The organism is Streptomyces sp. WMMB303, from assembly GCF_029351045.1.
Classification (GTDB): domain Bacteria; phylum Actinomycetota; class Actinomycetes; order Streptomycetales; family Streptomycetaceae; genus Streptomyces.
In genome coordinates, this window is sequence record NZ_JARKIN010000001.1 from 1324422 (window position 1) to 1345409 (window position 20988).

At 72.5% G+C, this 20988-nt stretch carries 17 protein-coding genes and 1 pseudogene; 10 read left to right on the top strand and 8 right to left on the bottom strand.

The genetic code is table 11. The features are described 5' to 3' along the window. The first annotated feature begins 72 nt into the window (after positions 1 to 72). The 6 genes from P2424_RS06010 (at position 73) to pyk (ending at position 9239) form a co-directional block, all read left to right on the top strand. The gene (locus P2424_RS06010; protein ID WP_276474745.1) at positions 73 to 876 is read left to right on the top strand and encodes a helix-turn-helix domain-containing protein; all 804 of its coding nucleotides are present in this window, start codon (positions 73 to 75) and stop codon (positions 874 to 876) included. Positions 877 to 919: 43 nt separating this feature from the next. After that, positions 920 to 3472 (top strand): aminopeptidase N, encoded by a 2553-nt coding sequence (gene pepN / locus P2424_RS06015; RefSeq protein WP_276474746.1) that lies wholly within the window; start codon positions 920 to 922, stop codon positions 3470 to 3472. A gap of 347 nt (positions 3473 to 3819) precedes the next feature. After that, entirely contained in the window at positions 3820 to 5322 is a 1503-nt protein-coding gene (locus tag P2424_RS06020) for an aminotransferase class V-fold PLP-dependent enzyme (RefSeq protein WP_276478843.1), read from the top strand. 5 nt (positions 5323 to 5327) lie between these two features. Further along, positions 5328 to 6797 carry a SidA/IucD/PvdA family monooxygenase gene (locus tag P2424_RS06025; protein ID WP_276478844.1) on the top strand — a complete coding sequence of 490 codons (1470 nt, stop codon included), beginning with the start codon at positions 5328 to 5330 and terminating at the stop codon, positions 6795 to 6797. A gap of 113 nt (positions 6798 to 6910) precedes the next feature. After that, positions 6911 to 7612: an SIMPL domain-containing protein gene (locus P2424_RS06030; protein WP_276478845.1), complete on the top strand. Its 702-nt coding sequence runs from the start codon at positions 6911 to 6913 to the stop codon at positions 7610 to 7612. 199 nt (positions 7613 to 7811) lie between these two features. Beyond that, on the top strand, positions 7812 to 9239 hold the full coding sequence (pyk, locus tag P2424_RS06035) for a pyruvate kinase (RefSeq protein WP_276474747.1): 1428 nt from the start codon (positions 7812 to 7814) through the stop codon (positions 9237 to 9239). A 117-nt stretch (positions 9240 to 9356) separates the two neighbouring features. On the opposite strand, the gene P2424_RS06040 is transcribed toward pyk, so the two are convergent. From P2424_RS06040 to P2424_RS06060, 5 genes are all read right to left on the bottom strand, one after another. Then, positions 9357 to 9689, bottom strand: a complete 333-nt coding sequence (locus P2424_RS06040; protein ID WP_276474748.1) for a chorismate mutase — start codon at positions 9687 to 9689, stop codon at positions 9357 to 9359. Positions 9690 to 9805: 116 nt separating this feature from the next. Beyond that, positions 9806 to 10753: an AraC family transcriptional regulator gene (locus P2424_RS06045; RefSeq protein ID WP_276478846.1), complete on the bottom strand. Its 948-nt coding sequence runs from the start codon at positions 10751 to 10753 to the stop codon at positions 9806 to 9808. Positions 10754 to 10920: 167 nt separating this feature from the next. Next, positions 10921 to 14034, bottom strand: a complete 3114-nt coding sequence (locus P2424_RS06050; protein ID WP_276474749.1) for an endo-alpha-N-acetylgalactosaminidase family protein — start codon at positions 14032 to 14034, stop codon at positions 10921 to 10923. A gap of 70 nt (positions 14035 to 14104) precedes the next feature. Then, entirely contained in the window at positions 14105 to 15118 is a 1014-nt protein-coding gene (locus P2424_RS06055; protein ID WP_276474750.1) for a Ppx/GppA family phosphatase, read from the bottom strand. A gap of 89 nt (positions 15119 to 15207) precedes the next feature. Continuing rightward, positions 15208 to 15519, bottom strand: coding sequence for a hypothetical protein (locus tag P2424_RS06060; RefSeq protein ID WP_276474751.1), 312 nt, complete (start codon positions 15517 to 15519; stop codon positions 15208 to 15210). Between the two features lie 271 nt (positions 15520 to 15790). Between P2424_RS06060 and P2424_RS06065 the strand changes: the two genes are divergently transcribed. The 3 genes from P2424_RS06065 (at position 15791) to P2424_RS06075 (ending at position 17582) form a co-directional block, all read left to right on the top strand. Continuing rightward, on the top strand, positions 15791 to 16681 hold the full coding sequence (locus tag P2424_RS06065) for a hypothetical protein (RefSeq protein WP_276478847.1): 891 nt from the start codon (positions 15791 to 15793) through the stop codon (positions 16679 to 16681). Positions 16682 to 16786: 105 nt separating this feature from the next. After that, positions 16787 to 17251, top strand: a complete 465-nt coding sequence (locus P2424_RS06070) for a PPOX class F420-dependent oxidoreductase (protein WP_276474752.1) — start codon at positions 16787 to 16789, stop codon at positions 17249 to 17251. 67 nt (positions 17252 to 17318) lie between these two features. Beyond that, positions 17319 to 17582 (top strand): hypothetical protein, encoded by a 264-nt coding sequence (locus P2424_RS06075; RefSeq protein WP_276474753.1) that lies wholly within the window; start codon positions 17319 to 17321, stop codon positions 17580 to 17582. A 123-nt stretch (positions 17583 to 17705) separates the two neighbouring features. On the opposite strand, the gene P2424_RS06080 is transcribed toward P2424_RS06075, so the two are convergent. The 3 genes and pseudogenes from P2424_RS06080 to P2424_RS06090 form a co-directional block, all read right to left on the bottom strand. Next, positions 17706 to 18629 (bottom strand): aminoglycoside phosphotransferase family protein, encoded by a 924-nt coding sequence (locus P2424_RS06080; RefSeq protein ID WP_276474754.1) that lies wholly within the window; start codon positions 18627 to 18629, stop codon positions 17706 to 17708. Between the two features lie 116 nt (positions 18630 to 18745). Next, a complete protein-coding gene (locus P2424_RS06085) occupies positions 18746 to 18970 on the bottom strand; it encodes a Tn3 family transposase (protein ID WP_276474755.1) in 225 nt (74 codons plus the stop codon). Then, a pseudogene (locus P2424_RS06090) lies at positions 18967 to 20225 on the bottom strand (RNA-guided endonuclease TnpB family protein). The gene P2424_RS06085 and the pseudogene P2424_RS06090 overlap by 4 nt, the downstream one beginning before the upstream one ends. Before the next feature lie 25 nt (positions 20226 to 20250). Here P2424_RS06090 and tnpA point away from each other — a divergent pair. Beyond that, entirely contained in the window at positions 20251 to 20679 is a 429-nt protein-coding gene (gene tnpA / locus P2424_RS06095; protein ID WP_276474756.1) for an IS200/IS605 family transposase, read from the top strand. Positions 20680 to 20988: the final 309 nt, after the last annotated feature.

Below are 20988 nucleotides of genomic sequence, written 5' to 3' on the forward strand. Positions count from 1 at the left end.
GCCCGTCACTCCTATGAGTGACGGGCGCACTGTTTTCTCCCGATCCTCCCCGGAGCGCGTGATGCTGGCCACATGAGGCCGCACGGCGATGCGAAACGGGAACAGGCACTCGATCTACATCGGCGAGGGGCCACCAACCGAGAAGTGGCCCGGTGCCTGCACGTCCCGTACGGCACGGTCGGCTACTGGCTGCATCAAGAACGGCTCCGCCGTTCCGGAAATGCCCCCTTCCCTTCCGGGGACGGGCGCAGGCGGGAATGCCCGCGTTGCGAGAGCCGCTCCTTCGACCGGAACGCTTACTCCTACCTGCTCGGGCTTTACCTCGGCGACGGCCACATCATCCAAAGCACCGGGCACCGGGTCCCCAGCCTGATGATCGCTTGTGCAGACGCCTGGCCAGGCCTCATCGCCGAATGCGAGGAGGCCATGCGGAGAGTGTTCCCGCACAACGCCGTCTCCCGGACCAGAAGGACCGGATGCTGCAACGTGAAGATGTACTCCCAACACCTGTGGTGCCTGTTCCCCCAGCACGGCCCAGGAAAGAAACACGAGCGGCGCGTCGAGCTGGTGCCCTGGCAGCGGGACATCGTCGACACCCACCCCTGGGGGCTGATCCGCGGGCTGGTGCATTCCGACGGTTGCCGCATCACGAACTGGACCACGCGTACGGTGGGCGGGGAGCGGAAGCGGTACGAATATCCGAGATACCTGTTCGCCAATCGGTCCGAAGACATTCTACGGATCTACGGCCATGCCCTCGACCGTGTCGGGGTCGAGTGGAAGCTCCTCCGTCGGGGCGCGATCCCGTACAACGTCTCCGTCGCCCGGCGTGCCTCCGTGGCGCTGATGGACGCGCACGTGGGCCCGAAATACTGAGGACGCGGTGCCCGGTGCATCCGGGTGGGGCACTATGGCGCGCATGGTCGTGTTGACGCGTGCGGAAGCGCAGGAACGGGCTCGGGTCGTGCGGGTGCGGCGGTATGCCGTGGATCTTGACCTGACACAGGGAGAGGAGGTGTTCGGGTCCACGACGGTGGTGCGGTTCACCGTGCTGGAGGCGGGCGCCGACACGTTCGTGGAGGTCCGGCCGCGGGAGCTGCTGCGGGCCGAGCTGGACGGTGCGGCGCTGGACCCGGGTGCGCTGCGGGAGGGGCGGCTGCCGCTGCGGGGGCTGGCGGCCGGGGAGCACGAGCTGCGGGTCGAGGCGGTGATGCCGTACTCGCGGATGGGTGAGGGCATGCACCGGTTCACCGATCCGGAGGACGGGTGCGCCTATGTGTACACGCAGTGCTGCATGGCGGACGCGCCGCTGGTGTTCGCCTGCTTCGACCAGCCCGATCTGAAGGCGGAGTTCGCGGTGTCGGTGACGGCGCCGCGGGAGTGGACGGTGCTGGGCAACGGGGTGGCGGCCCGGGTGGAGGGGGGCGGCGGCCGCTGGGAGTGTGCGCCGACGCCGCCGCTCAGCACGTATCTGATGGCGGTGGCGGCGGGGCCGTTCCACTCGGTGCGCACCGAGCACGCGGGGCTGCCGTTCGGACTGCATGTACGCAGGTCGCTGGGTCCGTTTCTGGAGGCGGACGCGGCGGAGCTGCTGGAGGTGACGCGGCGCTGCTTCGACCGCTATCACGAGATCTTCGACGAGCCGTATCCGTTCGACTCCTACGACCAGGCGTTCGTCCCGGAGTTCAACTCGGGGGCGATGGAGAATCCGGGTCTCGTGACGTTCCGGGACGAGTTCGTCTTCCGGTCGGCGGTCACGGACACCGAGCGGCAGACGCGTGCGATGGTCGTGGCGCACGAGATGGCGCACATGTGGTTCGGCGATCTGGTGACGCTGCGCTGGTGGGACGACATCTGGCTGAACGAGTCGTTCGCCGAGTACATGGGCTACCAGGTGCTGAGCGAGGCGACGCACTTCACGGACACCTGGACGGACTTCGCGGTGGCGCGCAAGAGCTGGGGGTATGACGCGGACGAGCGGCCCTCGACGCATCCGGTGGCGCCGGATCCGGACGCGGTGCCGGATACGGCGGCGGCGCGGGGCAATTTCGACGGGATCTCGTATGCGAAGGGCGCCTCGGCGCTGCGGCAGCTGGTGGTGTGGCTGGGTGAGAAGAGTTTCCTGGCGGGGATCAACGAGCATTTCGCGCGGCACCGGTTCGGGAACGCGACGCTGGCGGATTTCCTGGACTCGCTGGCGCGGGCGTCGGACCGGGATGTGCGGGGGTGGGCGGAGAGCTGGCTGCGGACGACGGGTGTGGACACGCTGGTGCCGCGGGTGGGCGAGTCGGAGGCCCGGCAGTGGTATGTGGATGTGGAGCACCGGGGGGAGCGGCCGCATCGGTTGGCGTTGGGGTTGTACGACCGGGCTCCGGCGGACGCGTCGCGGCTGGTGCTGCGGGAGCGGCTGGAGCGGGACGTGCCGGGTGGCGGGGGCCGGCTGACGGTGACGTTGGAGGGGCCGCGGCCGGATCTGGTGCTGGTCAACGATCTGGACTGGACGTACGCGAAGGTGCGGCTGGATCCGGTCTCCTGGGGCACGGTGCGGGGGGCGCTGTCCGGGGTGCCGGGGCAGTTGTCGCGTGCGGTGGTGTGGAACGCGGCGCGGGACATGGTGCGGGAGGGGGAGTTGGAGCCGCTGGAGTATGTGCGTACGGTGCGTGCACATCTGCCGCGTGAGGTGGACAACGCGGTGGTGCAGGGGGTGCTGGCGTTCGCGCGGGGGCAGGCGGCGGAGCGGTTCCTGGTGGGTGCGGAGCGGGTGGAGGCGCTGGGGCTGCTGGGTGAGGTGTGCGGTGAGCTGCTGGGGGTCGGTGGTGGTGCCGGGGAGGGCGCCGGGGGTGGTGCGGCTGCTGTGGGTTCGGGGGTGCGGCTGACGGCTGCCCGGTGTTTCATCGACTGTGCGACCGATCCGGCCGAGCTGCTGGCGTGGCGGAGTGCGGGTGAGGTGCCGGGGGGCGGGCCGGTGCTGGACGCGGAGCTGCGGTGGCGGCTGCTGTTGCGGTTGTCGGTGCTGGGTGCGGTGGGGGTGGAGGAGATCGAGGAGGCGCGTGCGGCGGATCCGAGTGCGCGGGGTGTGGAGGCCGCTGCCCGGTGCCGGGCGGCGCTGCCGAGTGCGGCGGCGAAGGAGGCGGCGTGGGAGGCGATGTTCGGCCCGGCGGACGCGTTGTCGAACTATGTGTTCACGGCGACGGCGCAGGGTTTCTGGCAGCCCGAGCAGCGGGAGCTGCTGCGGGGTTATGTGGAGCGGTATTTCGCGGAGGTGGTGCCTCTTGCCGAGCGGCGGGGTGCGGCGATGGCGGAGGCCGCGGGCCGGTACGCGTTTCCTGCGGCGTTCGTGGACGAGGGGACGCTGGCGCGGGGTGAGGAGTGTCTGACCTCGGGTGGTCCGGTGCCTGCGCTGCGGCGTCGGCTGGAGGATCAGTTGGACGATCTGCGGCGGGCGTTGGGGGTGCGGGCGGCGGTGGCGTGAGGCCGGCCGCGCCGTCGGCCGGGTGCGCGGGTCTCTTATCAGACGCGGGTCTCTTATCAGATCCGCCTGGGCTGCCTGGGGCGGTCTACTTCGTTCGGGCGAAGTAGCGCGGGGATCGTCGGGCAGTGGGGCGTACGGCGCCTAAGTTAGGTCGCCCTAACCACCCGTGGCCGCCGTCGTGTCGGTCCGCCGTGTTCGAAGGAGCCGCCGTGTCCGCGTTCACCGTCGATGGCCTGCAGGATGCCGTTCCCGTTCCGGGTGGCCGGTCCGGTCCGGAGCCGGGCGGGGAGCCGGGGCAGGCGCGGGCGCAGGGCCCGGAGCCGGAGTCCGGGGCGCGGGAGGGTGCGCTGGCGGGTGGTGCGGCCGGTCCGGCTGCGCTGCGTCCACTGCTCGGCGCGGTGCTGGGGGCGCTGTCGCGTGGTGCGGTGGAGCGGGGCGGGCCGCTGCCGGAGGGGGGTCCCGAGGCGGTCGCGGCGCGGCTGCGCGCTGCGGTCGGTGCGGTGCTGCCGGAGCAGGGCGTCGGTGCGCGGGAGGCGCTGGAGGTGCTGGTCGGTGCGGTGGCGCGGGGTGCTGCCGATCCGGCGGAGCCGCTGTGTGCGGCGCATCTGCACTGTCCGCCGCTGGCGGTGGCGGCGGCCGCGGATCTGGCGGTGAGTGCGCTGAACCCGTCGCTGGACTCGTGGGACCAGGCGCCGGCCGCTTCGGAGGTGGAGGCGCTGGTGTGCCGGGCGCTGGCGCGGCTGGTCTTCCCGGGCGCGGGCCGGCAGGCGGGTCCCGTCGCGGCTCCGGAGGCCGGGTACCCGCTGGCGGGTCCGGACGCCTTGGTGACGACCGGCGGTACGGAGGCGAACCAGCTCGGGCTGCTGCTGGCGCGGGAGCGGCAGGCGGCCGCGGGAGGCCGGGCCCGGGTGGTGTGCGGTGCGAACGCGCATCACAGTGTGCACCGTTCGGCGTGGCTGCTGGGGCTGGAGCCGCCGCTGGTGGTGCCGGCGCCGCGCGGTGTGCTGGATCCGGCTGCTCTGGAGGCGGCGTTGGGCGGCCTGGCGCGGGTGGATGCGGGGGCGCGGGCGCTGGTGGTGGCCACGGCGGGGACGACGGACACCGGTGCGGTCGATCCGCTGCCGCGGGTGGCCGAGGTGGTGCGGCGGCAGGGTGCCTGGCTGCATGTGGACGCGGCGTACGGGGGCCCGCTGCTGTTCAGTGCGGCGCTGCGGCAGCGGCTGGCCGGGCTGGGGGAAGCGGACAGTGTGACGTTCGATCTGCACAAGCTGGGGTGGCAGCCGGTGGCGGCGGGGTTTCTGGCGGTGCCGGAGCGGGCGGCGCTGCGGGTACTGGACCATCGGGCCGATTATCTGAACGCCGACGACGACACGGAGGCGGGGCTGCCGGATCTGCTGGGGCGGTCGCTGCGGACCACTCGGCGTCCGGATGTGCTGAAGGTGGCGGTGACGCTGCGGGCGCTGGGGCGGGTGGGGATGGCCCGGCTGGTGGAGCGTACGTGTGCGGCGGCGCGGGAGCTGGCCGACATGGTGGCGCGGGACGAGCGGTTCGAGCTGTATGCGCCTCCGACTGTCTCGACGGTGGTTTTCCGTCCGGTGGGCGGGGACGACGCGCTGGTGGCACGGGTGCGGCGGCAGTTGCTGGAGCAGGGGCGGGTGGTGCTGGGCCGGGCCGCTGTGGAGGGGCGGTTGTGGTGGAAGGTGACGGTGCTCAATCCGGCGGTGCGGGGCAGCGACCTGGCGGCGCTGCTGAAGCTGGTGGCGGAGGCGGCGGATGCGGAGCCCGCGGGACCGGTGGGCGGGGGCTTCCCTGTCGGGATGGAGGAGACCGGCGAGGGAGTGGAGGCGTGAGGGACGTGGCGCGGGCGCGGAGGGCCGGGGGCCGGAACGGCGGCGGGGACGCAGAGGCGGTGGAGCCGCTGGATCTCGCGGGTGTCGGGATCGGTCCGTTCAACCTCTCGCTGGCGGCGCTGGGCGACGGGGTGGCCGGGCTGCGGTGCGGGTTCTTCGAGCAGCGGCCGGAGTTCCGCTGGCATCCGGGGCTGCTGATCGAGGGGGCGACCCTGCAGGTGCCGTTCCTGGCGGATCTGGTGACGCTGGCGGATCCGGCCAGCCCGTGGTCGTTCCTGCGGTTCCTGCGGGAGCGGGAGCGGCTGTTCCCGTTCTACTTCGCGGAGCGGTTCCATATCGAGCGGGCTGAGTACGACGCGTACTGCCGCTGGGTGAGCGAGCGGGTGCCGGGGCTGTGCTTCGGGCACCGGGTGGACGCGGTGCGCTGGAGTGCCGAGCGGGGTCTGTTCGAGATCGACTTCACCCGGCTGCACGCGCCGGGCGAGGCCCCGGCGCTGGGCAGGTCCTATGCGCGCAACGTGGTACTGGGGATCGGCACGGCGCCGCACGTGCCGCGGGCGCTGCGGCCGTCGGCCCAGGACCCGGCGGTGCCGGTGTACCACTCCTCGGAGTATCTGGACCGGCGCGCCGAGCTGTCGGCGGCCGGGCATGTGACGGTGATCGGGTCGGGCCAGTCGGGTGCGGAGGTGTTCCTGGATCTGCTGCGCAGCCGGCCGGCGGGCCGGGAGCGGCTGCACTGGCTGACGCGCAGCCCGGCGTTCGCACCGATGGAGTACAGCAAGCTGGGGCTGGAGCACTTCACCCCGGACTACACCCGCTATTTTCACGGGCTGTCCGAGCCGGTCCGGGACGGGCTGCTGCCCCGGCAGGGGCAGTTGCACAAGGCGGTGGACGCCGGGACGCTGGCGGCCGTGCACGACGAGCTGTACCGCCGGACGCTGGATCTGGACCGGCACGCCGGTGACCGGGGCGGGGGCGGCGGGTGGCCGGATGTGGTGCTGACGCCCGGGGTGCGGGTGCGGACGGTGGGGCGGTGCGGAGGGACGCGGCTGGAGCTGCATCTGGAGCATGCCGAGCAGGAGGCGCGGGGTGTCCTGGCGACGGACGCGGTGGTGCTGGCGACGGGCTACACCGAGCGTCCGGCGGAGGGGCTGCTGGCGGCGCTGGCGGGGTACGTGCGCCGGGACGGGTCGGGCCGTCCGCTGGTGGACGGGGAGTACCGGCTGGCGCTGGACCCGGTGGTGCGCGGTTCGGTGTTCGTGCAGAACGCGGAGCGGCACACGCACGGGGTGGGGGCGCCGGATCTGGGGCTGGCGGCGCATCGCAGTGCGGTGATCCTGAACGCGGTGACGGGCCGGGAGAGTTATCCGCTGCCGCGCCGTACGGCCTTCACCACGTTCGGGCTGCGGGAGGGGCCCGTGGCGGCGGACGGCGGCGTGGGGGCGGCGGGGCGGTCTGCCACAGTGTCCGTATGACGCAGATACCGGGAACTCCGCCACCTCCGCCGCCTCCTCCGCCCCCGCCGCCACACGGTGCGGACTCCGGCACGCCGGGCGAGGGCCCGGAGGCGGGTGCGGGCTTCGGACCGCTGCCGGGGGGCTCGGGGGCGGCCCCGTTCGGCACCCCCGAAGCGCCGCGGGTGGCGGTGCGCGGGGAGGCGAGCCTGGAGTTCGACCCGGAGTACGCGCGGATCGGCGTGGTGGTCTCCGCGCGGGGCCGGGACCGGCGCGGAGCGCTGGAGGATCTGACCCGGCGGAACGCTCACGCGCTGGAGTTGGTCAAGAGCTACGGCGACGCGGTGGAGAAGCTGTCGACGGGAGCGTTCAGTGTTCAGCCCGAGATGGTGGACGGCAGTCGGCGGGAGCGGGTGCACGCCTACCACGGGCGGGTGCGGCTGCAGGCCACCGTCACGGACTTCACGGTGCTGGGCGAGTTGACGACGCGGCTCGCCGACCTGGAGTTGACGCAGGTCGAGGGGCCGTGGTGGGGGTTGTGGCGGAACTCGCCCGCGCACCGTTCGGCGCGGCAGCAGGCGGTGCGGGAGGCGGTGACCCGGGCGCGGGAGTACGCGGAGGCGCTGGGCGCGCATCTGGTGGCGCTGGTGGAGCTGGCCGATCTGGGCGCCGAGGGCAGTGGTCCGCCGCGGCTTCCGGCGGCGCCGGGCGGGATGCGGGGGTTCGCCGGGGCGCCCGCGGGTCCGCCGCCCGAGCTGGATCTGGAGCCGCAGGTGCAGACGGTGTCGGCGCAGGTGAATGCGCGGTTTGTGATGAGTCCGCCGCGATTGGGCTGAGCCGCGAGGATCACACGAGGTCCGCCGGGGTGTTCCGTCTCGACTGGTGGGACGGAACAGCCCGCAGAATCGCTCATCAGAGCAAATGCGCGCCCACTTTATTAGTTGTCCTCGGGATTCAATGGCTATTCGGTAAAGGGCGGTTGGACAATTCTCCGGCGGCGGTTCTTTACGCGCCGGTAAGTCTTAGGCTCGGGCTATGCGCCGAGCAAAGATCGTCAGCACCCTGGGCCCGTCCACCGACTCGTACGAGCAGATCAAGACGCTCGTGGAGGCGGGAATGGACGTCGCCCGGTTCAACATGAGCCACGGCACGCACGCCGAGCACGAGGAGCGCTACCACCGGGTGCGCGCCGCCTCGGAGGAGACGAAGCGGAACGTGGGGGTGCTCGCGGACCTTCAAGGCCCGAAGATTCGGCTGGGCCGCTTTCAGGAAGGCCCTGTATTCCTTGAACAGGGCGATGAGTTCGCCATCACGGTCGAGGACATGGAGGGTGACCGCGCGATGTGCGGCACCACCTATCCGGGCCTGGCAGCCGATGTCACGGCGGGCGAGCGCATCCTGGTGGACGACGGCCGGGTCACTCTGGAGGTGGCCCGGGTCGAGGGGCCCGTGGTGCACACGACGGTCGTCGAGGGCGGCATGGTCTCCGACCACAAGGGCCTCAACCTGCCCGGGGTCGCCGTCTCGGTGCCCGCGCTCTCCCAGAAGGACATCGAGGACCTCCGCTGGGCGCTGCGCACGGGCGCCGACCTGATCGCGCTGTCCTTCGTCCGCAGCGGGCACGACATCAAGGAGGTGCACCGCGTCATGGCGGAGGAGGGCCGCCGGCTGCCCGTCCTCGCCAAGCTGGAGAAGCCGCAGGCGGTGGCGAACCTGGAGGCCATCGTCGACGCCTTCGACGGGATCATGGTCGCCCGCGGCGACCTGGGTGTGGAGATGCCGCTGGAGCAGGTGCCGCTGGTGCAGAAGCGGGCCGTCAAGCTGTGCCGCAGGAACGCCAAGCCGGTGATCGTGGCGACCCAGATGCTGGACTCGATGATCGACGCGTCCCGCCCCACCCGGGCGGAGGCCTCGGACGTCGCGAACGCGGTGCTGGACGGCACCGACGCGGTGATGCTGTCGGGCGAGACGAGCGTGGGCAAGTATCCGATCGAGACGGTGCGCACGATGGGCCGGATCGTCGAGGCGGCCGAGGAGGACATCCTCGCCAAGGGGCTGCCGCCGCTGACCGAGCGCGGCAAGCCCCGGACACAGGGCGGCGCGGTGGCCCGGGCCGCCGCCGAGATGGGCGACTTCCTCGGTGCCAAGTACCTGGTGGCCTTCACGCAGTCGGGGGACACGGTGCGGCGGCTGTCGCGCTACCGCTCCCCCATCCCCGTGCTGGCCTTCACCCCGGACCCGGCCACCCGCGCGCAGCTCAACCTCACCTGGGGCGTCGAGGCGTTCCTCGGTCCGATGGTGTCGAGCACCGACGAGATGGTGGACCAGGTCGACGAACTGCTGCTGAAGCTGGGCCACTGCGAACAGGGCGACCTGGTGGTCATCACCGCCGGTTCGCCGCCCGGCGTGCCCGGCTCGACCAACCTGGTGCGCGTGCACCGGCTGGGCGAGGAGGACTCCTGAGCCCGGCGCCCGCGGGCCCGGACCCGGCTGTGCGCGGGCGGGACCGGTCCCCTGCGGGCGCCGGGCGCGGCACACCAGCCGGGCCGTGGCGCCCGGGTCCGCCCGCCCGCCGAGCGGTCAGTCGGCTCGCTGCTCCGCGCCGCCCGCGAGCTGCTCGTGGTGGCGGATGACCTCGGCGATGATGAAGTTCAGCAGCTTCTCGGCGAAGGCCGGATCCAGCTTCGCGTCCTGGGCGAGTTCCCGCAGGCGGGCGATCTGCCGTGCCTCGCGGGCCGGGTCGGCGGGAGGCAGTCGGTGGTCGGCCTTGAGCCGGCCGACCCGCTGGGTGCACTTGAACCGCTCGGCGAGCATGTGCACCACGGCGGCATCGATGTTGTCGATGCTGTCGCGGAGCGCGGTCAGTTCCGCGCGCACGGCCTCGTCGGGCCCGGGATCGCTGCTGCTGGTCATCGCCCGACCCTATCCGTCCGCGGCACCCGCCCGCGGCGGCGGATCCGGCCGCGGTGCCGGGACGCGGTGCCGGGCACGCGCGGCCCGGCGGTCGGCACCGCGCGCCGGCACGGGCCTCAGCGGTGTCCGGCGCGATGGTCCGGCGCGGTGGCCCGCGCCGCGGGCGGCCGGCGGGGCGGGGCCGCGCCCCCGCCGCGGGAGAGCATCGGCGGACGGTCGGGGTCGGGGACGCGGCTGGCGTATCCGCCGGGAACCGTGCGGGACTGGATCGCGCGGAAGCGGACCGGGGGCGTGCCCACCCGGCGGGTGAACAGCCGGGAGAAGTAGGCCGGGTCGTCGTAGCCCACGCGCCGGGCGACGGTGGCGACCGGCAGATCCGTCGCGGCCAGCAGTTCCTTGGCGCGGCCGAGGCGGATGCCCAGCAGATAGTCCTTGGGGCTGCACCCGGCGCTGCGGCGGACGGCGGCGCGCAGCGTCGCGGGGGTCATGCCGTGCCGGGCGGCGTGGTCGGCGACGGAGAGCGGGAGGAAGGCGTCGCGGGCCAGGGCCTCCAGCACGGGCGCGCCGCCGGAGGTGGTGTCGGCGCGGGCCCGGCGCAGCGCCACGAGGAGTTCGTGGACCGCCGCCGCGGCCTCCACCTCCAGCAGCGGGTTGCCGGGGCGTGCGGCCCGGGCGACGCGGGCGATGGCGGCGCGGGCCGGTTCGGCGTCGGTGAGCGGGACGAGCGGGCGGTCGGGTTCGATGCAGCCCAGTTCGGTGTAGGCGGTCACGGCGGAGCCGGTGAAGTCGACGAAGCTCTCGTCCCAGCCGCGGCCGGGCCCGGCGCCGAAGTGGTGCCGCACCCCGGGGGTGAGCCACAGCAGCGCCGGGGCGACCACCGCGCGCCGGGGGCCCTCCGGGTCGCCGGGGTCGGTGTACCAGCCGCGGCCGCGGCTGATGACGACGGCGACGTGGTGGTCGAGGGTGCGCGGGCCGACCGGAGGCAGTGCGCCGTGCTGCATCCCGACGCCGAGGCAGACCAGGCCGAGCCGGTGGTGGACCGGGCCGGGGGTGAAGTACCGCATCCACGACTGGTACCGGTGCTCGGCCACCGCACGTGCTCCCCTCACTCGTCCAGGGGAGCAGCGTACGGTGGTCGCCCCGCGCCGGTCACCGGTGCCCGTCGCCCGGTGGGCCCCGGTTGCCGGCCGCCGCAGCACACCGCCCCGGTCAGCCGGTCGTCCGGGTGCCGTCAGCCGGTGATCTCGGTGACGGTGAAGGTGTCCAGGACGAACTCGGCCTTGCCGTCGTCGCCCACCTTGCGCAGTCCCACCCACGCCTCTCCCTCGTCGGGGGCGGTGAACCGGTAGCTGTGGGTGGCGGGTTCGGTGGCGACCGGCAGGGGTGTGCGCCGCAGTTCGCGGGTGGCCGGTGCGTCGACGCCGGTGACCCAGGCGTACTGGCCGGCCTGTTCGTTCTCGTAGCGGAAGGAGACCCGGTAGGTCTTCCCTGCCTCGAAGCGGACCGTGTGCGGGAGGGTGCGGTAGACCAGCCCGGTGTTCTCGCCGCGTGACTTGAGGGACTCGGGTGCGTCGATCACGTCGTCGACGGTCTTGCCGTTCCAGCCGCGCCGGGTGTAGGGCGCGTGCCGTTGGGCGAGGTGGGTGCGCGGGTCCGTGGAGCCGCCCGCGTCGCCCTTGACGAACGGCCCCCAGCCCTGTGGCACATGGGCGAAGTCCTCGTGGACCAGGGAGCCGTGCCGCGGGGTGCGGGGTGCCCGCACCACGCGCACCTGGTCGAAGCGGACCGGTACCTCGCCCTTCCCCGCCGTGAGGGCGAGGGTGACCGGCCCGCCGCCTTCGGGCACGGTGAACCAGGTGGTCATCCGCTGGAACCGGGTGCCGTGCTTGGCGTCGGCGGCGACGAAGTTCTCCGCCGTGGAGGTGTGGGTCCAGTTCTCGGCCGTGACGCCGTCGGCGGTGCGGACGGTCAGCGCGGCCCGGCGCCGGTGGCCCGGCTCCGTGCCGACCTGCACCTGTACGGAGGCCGCGTGGCTGCCCGGCGCCAGGCGGGCGGCGCGCTGGCTGACGGAGGCGGGGCCGCCCGGGGCGAGGAGCAGTTCGGTGCCGCCGCGCTCGTCTTCCGCCACGCGCGCGGCCCCCTCGACGGTCCAGGCGGCGAGGTCTCCCGCATGGAAGCCCGGGTCGGTGAGTGGGGTGCCCTCTCCCCAGTGGGGGTCGGGCGGGGCGGGTGCGGGGGTGCGGTAGAGGACATAGGGCTGCCCGGCCTCCGCGGTCAGGGTGGCCTCGCCGTGTGCGACGGGCACCCGGCGGGGCCGGCCGCGGCCCTGCGCCGTGAGCGGGTGGAGGTACACGGCGGGGCTGTCCGCCCAGCCCGCGGGCAGTCGCCAGGTGGTCCGTCCCCCGTGCGGGTGGAAGTGGTAGAGCTTCTCGGGGTCGGTGGCCTTGCGGGGTTCCCAGGGGAGCAGGTAGCTGCCGTCGTCGTAGACCCGCCTGCCGTCGGTGGTGATGCGGCGGCGGCCGCCGGTGTCGGTGACGGTGGTGCGCTCGGGGCCCTCGAAGGTGATCTCGTGCTCGGTCCAGGTGCGGATGGGCCGGGCCTGGAGGTATTTGGCGGGCAGGCTGTGGGTCCAGATGAGTTCCTGGAAGGCGTGCCAGTCGGTCTTGCCGCGCCAGCCTTCGTAGTTGCCCATCCGGGCTGCTCCCAGGAGGGTGGGCCACTTGTCGGCGAAGACGTCCTTCTGATGGTTGCGGATGAAGCGGATGAGACGGGAGTTGACGCCGCGCGAGGTGTCGGGACCGTAGTCGGTCTCGGTCGCCCAGTGCGACCAGACCGCCGACCGCTCCAGCCCGTGGCCCCACTCCGTGGTCACCGTCCAGCCCTGTGTGCGCAGGACGCGCTGGAGGGCGTCGGAGGTCCAGCCGGATTCGCGGAAGACGTCGAGGTAGAGGCAGTTCAGCCCGTCGTCGGTCTCTTCGCGCAGGGCGCGGAAGCGGGCGGCGATGTCGCCGGAGAGCAGATCGCGGCGCTGGTCGATGCGGTAGGACTGGTCGAGCCAGTCCCACTGCTCGTCGGTCACGTCGACGAGTGTCTCGGAGAAGGCGTGCGCGACGGGGTAGGACTCGGTGGCGTTGACGTGCACAGCGAAGTCGGAGTTCCACCGTTTGCCGCGGCGCAGCAGCGTGTTGAGGTCGGCGAGGCCGCCCGCGCGCTTGTTGTGGTTGCCCGCGTAGTCGGGGTGCGCGGAGTCGTGGCCCTCGGACTGGTAGCCCTTGAGCAGCGTGAACTGGCGCAGCCCGTCGGTCGCCAGGTGGATGCGTTTGACCTGGTCGAGGGTGGCGAGGAAGGGGTTGGTGGCCTGGCTGGCGAAGTTGAAGGGGATGTGCGGCACCACTCGCAGGTACTGCTCGTCGGCACCGTCCGGATCGACCATGATGTCGCGCAGGGCGATGGCGCCGTCCTGCCAGTCGGCGGTCCCGTCCTCGTTGCGGTCCCCGGTGATCACGACCGTCGCGTACGGCAGCGGCTCGGTCCGGTCCGCTCCGGCGCCGACGGCCCGGTGGGTCCACTCGCCGCAGGTCAGCCGGGCCTCGACGGCGCCGCCGGGAGCGGACACGCACTGCCGCCACAGCCGGCCGTTGTCCCAGTCGGCGCCCTCGGTGCGGGTCGGTTCGTCGTAACTGGTGTTGGTCTCGATCGCGCCGGCCAGCTCCCCGGTGGCGACGACGGCGTAGGCGCAGCCGACCGGTTGCGGGTCGGCCGCGGTGCTGTCGGTGAGTTCGACGAGGGTGTCCCCGCTGCCGTCCCGGTCCAGTTCCACCCGGGCGGCGTAGAGCACCGGCTCGGGCTGGTCGGAGCGGACGGTGAGGAAGGCCAGGCCGGGGAAGCGGAGCGTGCCGACGCGGCCGGTGGCGCTCTCCCGGATGCCGGTGACCCGCCAGTGCACCCGGGCGCCCTCGGCTTCGATCTCGACGGCCAGTTCGGTTCCGGTCCGCAGGGTGAGGGTGTAGCCGATGCGGTGGGTGCCCGGCTCGCTGGTGACCCGGGGCCGGTGTTCCTCGCCGTCGACCAGGAGGGTGCGGACCGGGTCCCGCTGGGCGTGCAGGGTCCGGCCCGTCTCGCGGTCGGTGTAGTCGACGATGCGCGGGAAGGCCGTGTCCACGGTGACGTCGAGGAGGGGGGTGTGCAGGGTGCGGGTGTGCCGCGCGGCGGCCGCCGCCGAGTGGCCGAGGGGTGCGGGTACGGCGCCGCTTCCCAGCGCGGCTGCCGCGGCTACGCCCACCGCCATCACCGACCTGCGGGTGACCTGCCCGGTCCGGCCCCCGCGCGCCTCGCCGTTCGCCATGGTTCCGCCTCCGTTCGGCCGCCGTACCCCGGTTCGGCGTCCCAGCCTCGGTGGGCGGCGGGGCGGCTGCCTATGGACAAGCGTGCGGGGGTGTTGGACTTCCCGGCGCGGCGGACGGGTCCGACAGGGGCGGGTGGCCGGCGTCGGTCGGGTCGTCGCGGAGCGCGTCGCGTTCGAGCTGGTGGATCAGGACGCCCTCGCGCAGTGCCCAGGGGCACAGCTCCAGCGTCGGCACCTCCAGCAGCGCCATGGTGGTGTGCGCGACGACGGCTCCGGCCAGGGCCTGTCCCGCGCGGGACGGTGAGATGCCGGGCAGTGCGGCGCGTTCGGCCGCCGGCAGCCGCGCCAGCCTGCGCAGTTCGTCGCGGAGCCGGCCGCGGTGCAGGTAGCGGGGGGTGAAGGGGCCTTCGCGTCCGGGTGGTGCCCCGCACAGTCGGGCCAGCTGGTGCAGGGTGCGCGAGGTGGCCACGGCGGTGTGCGGCCGCTCCCAGCGGATGCGCGCGGCGACGTCGCGCAACTGGTGGCGCACCAGCCGCCGGATCGTCCGGAGCTGTTCGGGCGGGGGCGGATCGGTGCTGCCGAGGTACTCGCGGGTGAGCCGGCCGGCGCCGAGGGGGAACGAGAAGGCCAGGTCGGGCACTCCGGCGCGGCCGAAGGCCACCTCGGCCGAGCCGCCGCCGATGTCGAGGAGCACCATGGGCCCGGCCCGCCATCCCATCCAGCGCCGCGCGGCGAGGAAGGTCAGCTCCGCCTCCCGGCGGCCGGACATCAGGCGCAGTTCCAGCCCGGAGCGTTCGCGTACGGCCGCGAGGATGCGGGCGCGGTCGGGGGCTTCCCGCACGATGGCCGTGGCGAAGGCGGTCAGCCGGGTGACGCCCCAGTCGTCGGCCTCCTGCCGGGCGGCGGCGGCTGCCTCCGCCAGCCGCCGCACGGCGGGTTCGGGCAGCCGGCCGGTGCTGTCCACGTCGTCGGCCAGCCGCAGCCGGTACTTGACGGTGTGCACGGGGAGCGGGACTGCGCCGCCGGCGTCGGCGATCTCCAGCCGCACGGTGTTGGAACCGACGTCGAGAACCCCCACCCGCACTTCGGACCTCCGACCGGCCGCGTCCCGCCCCGGCGCGGTCCGCGAGGCGTGCGGGAGCCGGGCCGTGGACGCCCCGCAGCGGGAGTCTCTCAGAAAGCGGACACCCGTCCGGTCGCGTGGGGGCGCGAACCGGTGTGGTGCCCGGCTGCCCGGTGCCGTCCCACGGCGCAGCGGCCGCGCAGGTCCTGCAGCCCGGCCCGCACTTCCTCCCCGGTCAGTCCGGTGTGCCGGGCGATCAGCTCGACGGTGGCGGCGGCGCCCGGGGCGCCGGTCAGCTCCCGGACCGCGGCCCGCACCCGGTCGCGCAGTTCGACCGGCTGTTCGCGCAGCGCGCCCGTCCCGGGGTGCGGGTGCGCGTACGGCACACGTTCGTGGACATGGCGGTGAGGTGCTGCGCACATGGGTACTCGCTCCTCCGAGTCGTGGTGTGGCTGTCCGGCGACCGCGGGAAGCAGCTCGGATGGCACACCCGAGGTGGTCTGCGCGACCACCTCCCGCGGATGTGCCTGTTCTCCCAAGCACGTGGGATCTCTTATTACCGACGTCCCGGGCCGCAAACCCGGCTGTGTGGCCCGCTCGCCGGGCCCGTCGCTGCCCCGTCCGGTGCCCGGTGCGGCGCTATGGTGACGGTGGACCGTGTGCTGGGGTGCTGGGGTTTCTGGGGGTATGACCATGGGCGGACCGGCGACCGACCCCGTGGAACGGGGCTTTCCGCATCTGGCGACGGTGCGCGAGGCGATCACCGCGCTCTACCGGAGGCTCTCGGCGGACGGGGTACACGGCTTCGCCTCCGACGTCGCGCCCGGCGACGTGGCCTTCGCGGACGCCGACGACCTGTATCTGGGCACGCAGCGCATCGCGGGGGTGATGGTGGCGCACCTGCGGCTGCCGGAAGCCCGGGTGATCGTCAGCTTCCGGGAGGGGATGACCCACGCGGCGAACGTCGAACTGGAGGCCGGGCCCGAGTACTTCGTCGAGCTGAACGCCCGGTTCAAGCAGCACCGCCACGACATCGGGGCCGCCCTCGCGCACGAGGTGACACATGTGTGGCTGCACCGCCTGGGGCTGGCTTTCGAGGGCACCCGGGCCAACGAGATCCTCACCGACACGGCCGCCGCCTATCTGGGATCCGGCTGGCTGTTGCTGGACGCGTTCCGGCAGGACGCCCTCACCTCGCAGAAGCTCGGCTACCTCACACCCGAGGAGTTCGGCTACGTACTGGCCAAGCGCGCCCAGGTCTGCGGCGAGGACCCGGCGGTCAAGTTCACCAGCCCGCAGGCGTACGAGGCGTACGTACGAGGCCGCCGCGTCGCGGACCGGGACGAGGAGACGCCACCACTGGCAGCGGCACCCTGGGTGGAGCGGCGCCGCTACGTGCGGGACCGCCGGCACGGTGCGGCGCGCGGCGGCTCCGCGGGGTACGCCTTCGAGCCGGACGACGGACAGGGGCCGCGGGTGTCCTTCCCCTGCCCCACCTGCCGGGTCCGGCTGCGGGTTCCGGTGCGCGGCCGGGTGCGCGCCCGGTGCCGGCTGTGCGGCGCGGTGTGGTCCTGCGACACCTGAACCCGGCTCCGCCGAACGGGTCCGCTCGGCCGGCCGGGTCCGGTCGTCGGATCCGCGGGGCGCCGAGCACTCCCGCGAACGCCCGGATGGCGTAGGTTCGACGGCATGGCTCCCTCGATCGCTACCAACACCCGGGTCGGACTCGACGAACTGCTGGAGTTCGTACGGCCCCGGCACCGGGCCATCCTGCTCACCCGCCGCACGGACGGCACTCCCCAGGCGTCGCCGCTGACCTGCGGGGTCGACTCCGCGGGCCGGATCGTGGTCGCGACCTACCCGGAGCGCGCCAAGACCCACAACGCGCGCCGGGAGGCCGAGGTGAGCGTGCTGGTGCTGTCCGACGAATGGAACGGGCCGTGGGTGCAGATCGACGGTGCGGCCGAGGTGCTGGACGTGCCGGAGGCGGTGGAGCCGCTGGTCGAGTACTTCCGCGCCGTCTCGGGCGAGCATCCGGACTGGGACGACTACCGCGCGGCCATGGTCGAGCAGGGCAAGTCGCTGATCCGGGTGACGCCCCGGCGCTGGGGCCCGATCGCCACCGGCGGCTTCCCCGCCCGCCTCGCTTCCTGAGAGCCCTGACGAAACCGCCATGAAAGGGAGAGCGCAGCCCCCACGCGGTCGATGAAGTGCGGCGGTGATGGGTGACACAGGCAAGCTCGCATCGGCGAGTCTCTCCCCGAACGAGCCGGCGGAGATCGCCGCCGCGTTCGGGCTTGGCGATGTCCACGAGGTGTCCTGTCTCGCTGCTGGGCTGATGAACCGCAACTGGCGGCTCAGCTGTGACTTCGGAGTGGTGGCCCTCAAGCAGATCCTCGACGTCCCAGTGCCCTGGGGTGGCTGCACCCGCCGGATCGTACAGAAAACGGTGGGGTTCGAGTTCTTGAGCACGCCGACTTTCTGACCCGCTTTATGGGCGTGATCCGGCGACGATCCGGCCGCGGACTCCCGCTTATCGATCTTGCTCATCAATCGGTCGATAGATGAGCAGCCTCCTTCCTCTTCACCGCGGGTTGAGGACGGGTTCTCAGGCGGTGCCGAACCAGGCCTGAGCGAGGGACTCGAGCCGCTCGTCGGCGGGCACCGTCAACTCCCGCATGTACCAGGGCAGATGGCTGTAGACGTGCAGCAGCGTGTACGCCATCAGCTCGCGCGGATCGAAGCTGTGGCCGTAGGCCTTGACCAGCCGGCCCAGCAGCCGTGGATCCCCGCGGCTGACGAAGAGCCCCACGGCGACGAAGTCATAGCCACGTTCGCCGATCATGGCGGGCTCGAAGTCGAACAGCCCGGTCAGCCGCCAGCCGTCGCGGGCGACCAGCAGATGCTCGCGCATGAACTCGGTGTGCAGCAGGGCCGGTCGAGGCGCGAGGGACAGGGCGGTCGAGTCGAGGAAGCCGGGGATCTGCTCCAGCCAGGGCTCCGGCAGGTTCCGCTTCCGCTGCTGCGCAACGGCCCCCGCGCGCTGCTGGGCGACGAAGGCACCCCAGTCCCCAGGGCCCAGCACATCGGTGAGCGGCTCGGGATCCAGGGCGTGCAGGGCGGCCAGGGCCTCACCGGCCTCGTCGACGATCCGGTCTCGGTCGCGCTGCGGCACCCTTTCCCAGGCCACCGCCAGACCCTCGCCGGGGAGCCGCGACATCAGGACGTACCGCCAGCCGTTCTCGTATGTACCCGACGCATGCACCTGCGGTGTCGGGATCGGCAGCTGCCCGTCGACGTGTTCCAGGACCCGGGCCTCGATGATTCCGTCCTGCCCGGCGACTGCGGGGAAGAGCTTGAGCACATGTGCGTCCCCGACCCGGTAGACGGGCACCGATCCCTCCGCATAGCGCACCAGGGGGGCTCCGGCGAGGCCGAGGCGGGCACACAGGTCCTCGGCGCCGGCGTGCATCACCATCTCGTCGGGGATGACGGCGTCCCACTGCTCATCGGTCTCGACCATGGGCAGCATGCCGGGGACTCTAGGTTGTCCCCGGGCGCCCGGCAAAGGGGTTTCCGGCGGGCGTCGGGGCGCAGACCGGGGGTTCAGAGACGCTGACTCCGGGCCGTCTTCGACTGCAGGGGACCTCATGGGCGCCCGGCGGGCTGCTCGGCGTCGGTGTCGGATGGTGCTCGGGGTCCCGGAACGGTGACTGCGGCGAAGTTCAGGCGGGCCCCCATGTCGAGGTTCACTTCCCCGTACGGGCGGACGTGGGTCCAGAACAGCGGGGTCAGGCCGCGCCGGTCGGCGGGGGTGAGCAGGCCGGCCCACTCCGGCTCGTCCAGGACGGCTTGGAGCATCAGGGTGTTCACTTGACTTCCTCCCGGTCCTGAAGGACCGGGATTCCCATCTGCTCCCACACCGGCTTGCGCTGGGGTGCGGGTCGCTCTGGGCGGGTTCCCGCTTCACCGCGCGGTGCGGGCACGGGTGCCCGTCTTACCTGCGCTCCACAGGCTGATGCGGCCAGTCCGGCCGCCTTGGCGACGTTGACCGCCGCGTTGATGTCTCGGTCGAGGAAGGTCCCGCAGGCCCCGCAGGTCCAGGTGCGGACGTGCAGGGGCTTGGGGCCGTCCTTGACGCCGCACGCGGAGCACACCTGCGAGGTCGGCTCGAACCGGCCGATCGTGTGCAGGATGCGGCCGTAGCGTGCGGCCTTGTACTCCAGCATCGTGACGAACGCCGACCATCCCGCGTCGTGGACGGACTTGGCCATGCGCGTGCGAGCGAGTCCCTTCACCGTCAGGTCTTCCACGGCGACCGCTTGGTTTTCGCGGATCAGCTTTGTGGAGAGCTGGTGGTGGAATTCGCGGCGCGCGTCGGCCACTTGCGCGTGAGCGCGGCGACCTTGAGGCGGGTCCTGCTTCGGTTGTTGGAACCCTTCTCCTTGCGGGACAGGGCCCGCTGCGCCTTCTTGAGTTTCTTCTCCGCGCGTCGCAGGAAGCGCGGGGAGTCGATCTTTGTGCCGTCCGAGAGGATCGCGAAGTGCGTCAGCCCGAGATCGATGCCGACCTGACCGGTCGTCTCGGGCAGCGTCTGGTCCTGGCCGGTCTCGATGACGAACGAGGCGAAGTACCGGCCGGCCGCGTCCTTGATCACGGTCACCGTGGACGGTGTCGAGGGCAGGGAGCGGGACCAGCGCACGGGCACGTCGCCGATCTTCGGCAGGCGCAGCTTTCCGCCCGTCGTGATCCGCCAGGCCGCGTTCGCGGTGAAGCGGATCGCCTGCCGGTTGTCCTTACGGGTCTTGAACCGGGGCGCCCCCATCTTCGGGCGCTTGCCCTTGAGGCCGTCGAAGAAGTTCCGGTACGCGGTGTCCAGGTCCCGCAGCGACTGCTGAAGGATCACGGCCGACACCTCGCCGAGCCATGCCCGCTCCGAGGTCTTCTTCGACGCGGTCAGCCGCTTCGACAGCTCACCCGAGGGGACGAACGGCAGCCCCGCCACGCGGGCTTCCTCGCGGAGGCGCAACGCGTCGTTGAAGACCACCCGCGCGCACCCGAACGCCCGTGCCAACGCGCTGCGCTGACCGGCGCTCGGGTACAAGCGGAAGCTGTACCGAAGCCGCATAGCGATCATCATACATACTTGGTTCATGTCACCCCGATGGGAACCAAACCCCGGTATCCGCAGGGGCCGCACAGTCGTCTACAACCTGCACGCGCACTTGGTCTTCGTCACGAAGTACCGGCGGGACACCATGGACGACGAGATGCTGACGCGCTGCGAAGAGATCATGCGCAAGGTCTGCGACGACTTCGGCGCCACGCTCACCGAGTTCAACGGCGAAGCCGACCACGTGCACCTCCTCGTGCACTACCCGCCGAAGATCACCCTGTCCGGGCTGGTGAACTCACTCAAGGGCGTGTCCGCCCGGCGTCTGCGCGCCGAGTTCACCGGTCGAGTCAACCGCGCCATCATGCACGGCCATTTCTGGTCCCCCTCGTACTTCGCCGGATCGGTCGGCGGCGCGCCGCTTCAGGTGGTCAAGGACTACATCGAACAGCAGAAGCGGCCCGACTGAGCGGGCCGCCGCCGTGGGGCGATTCACCCCCGCCCTGAAGGACGGGGCACTCTCGCTAAGCGCCCCGGTAGACGCGAACGTGCGTGGAGTCGGAGGCGACCGCGGTCGAGCCCTGTCCTCACAACTCTGTGCTGCGGGCGGCGAAGCCGTGAGCCGCGCCGAGATCCTCGCCGTCAGCGTCTCCTCGGCCACTCGCAGCGCGGCGCCCACGATCCGGTCGCACCGCCCCGGAGTCGGCGGCTCGATGCTCTCCGCGCGGCAGCGGACCAGCAGTTCCACCCGCACCTGCTCCGGCCGCCGCTCCTTGCT

Bases quoted from the DNA above. Each gene is read 5' to 3' on its own strand.
- P2424_RS06050 (WP_276474749.1), bottom strand. From the start codon at position 14,034: ATGGCGAACGGCGAGGCGCGCGGGGGCCGGACCGGGCAGGTCACCCGC.
- P2424_RS06040 (WP_276474748.1), bottom strand. From the start codon at position 9,689: ATGACCAGCAGCAGCGATCCCGGGCCCGACGAGGCCGTGCGCGCGGAA.
- pepN (WP_276474746.1), top strand. From the start codon at position 920: ATGGTCGTGTTGACGCGTGCGGAAGCGCAGGAACGGGCTCGGGTCGTG.
- pyk (WP_276474747.1), top strand. From the start codon at position 7,812: ATGCGCCGAGCAAAGATCGTCAGCACCCTGGGCCCGTCCACCGACTCG.
- P2424_RS06080 (WP_276474754.1), bottom strand. From the start codon at position 18,629: ATGCTGCCCATGGTCGAGACCGATGAGCAGTGGGACGCCGTCATCCCC.
- P2424_RS06060 (WP_276474751.1), bottom strand. From the start codon at position 15,519: ATGTGCGCAGCACCTCACCGCCATGTCCACGAACGTGTGCCGTACGCG.
- P2424_RS06065 (WP_276478847.1), top strand. From the start codon at position 15,791: ATGGGCGGACCGGCGACCGACCCCGTGGAACGGGGCTTTCCGCATCTG.
- P2424_RS06010 (WP_276474745.1), top strand. From the start codon at position 73: ATGAGGCCGCACGGCGATGCGAAACGGGAACAGGCACTCGATCTACAT.
- P2424_RS06045 (WP_276478846.1), bottom strand. From the start codon at position 10,753: ATGCGGTACTTCACCCCCGGCCCGGTCCACCACCGGCTCGGCCTGGTC.
- tnpA (WP_276474756.1), top strand. From the start codon at position 20,251: ATGTCACCCCGATGGGAACCAAACCCCGGTATCCGCAGGGGCCGCACA.
- P2424_RS06070 (WP_276474752.1), top strand. From the start codon at position 16,787: ATGGCTCCCTCGATCGCTACCAACACCCGGGTCGGACTCGACGAACTG.
- P2424_RS06075 (WP_276474753.1), top strand. From the start codon at position 17,319: ATGGGTGACACAGGCAAGCTCGCATCGGCGAGTCTCTCCCCGAACGAG.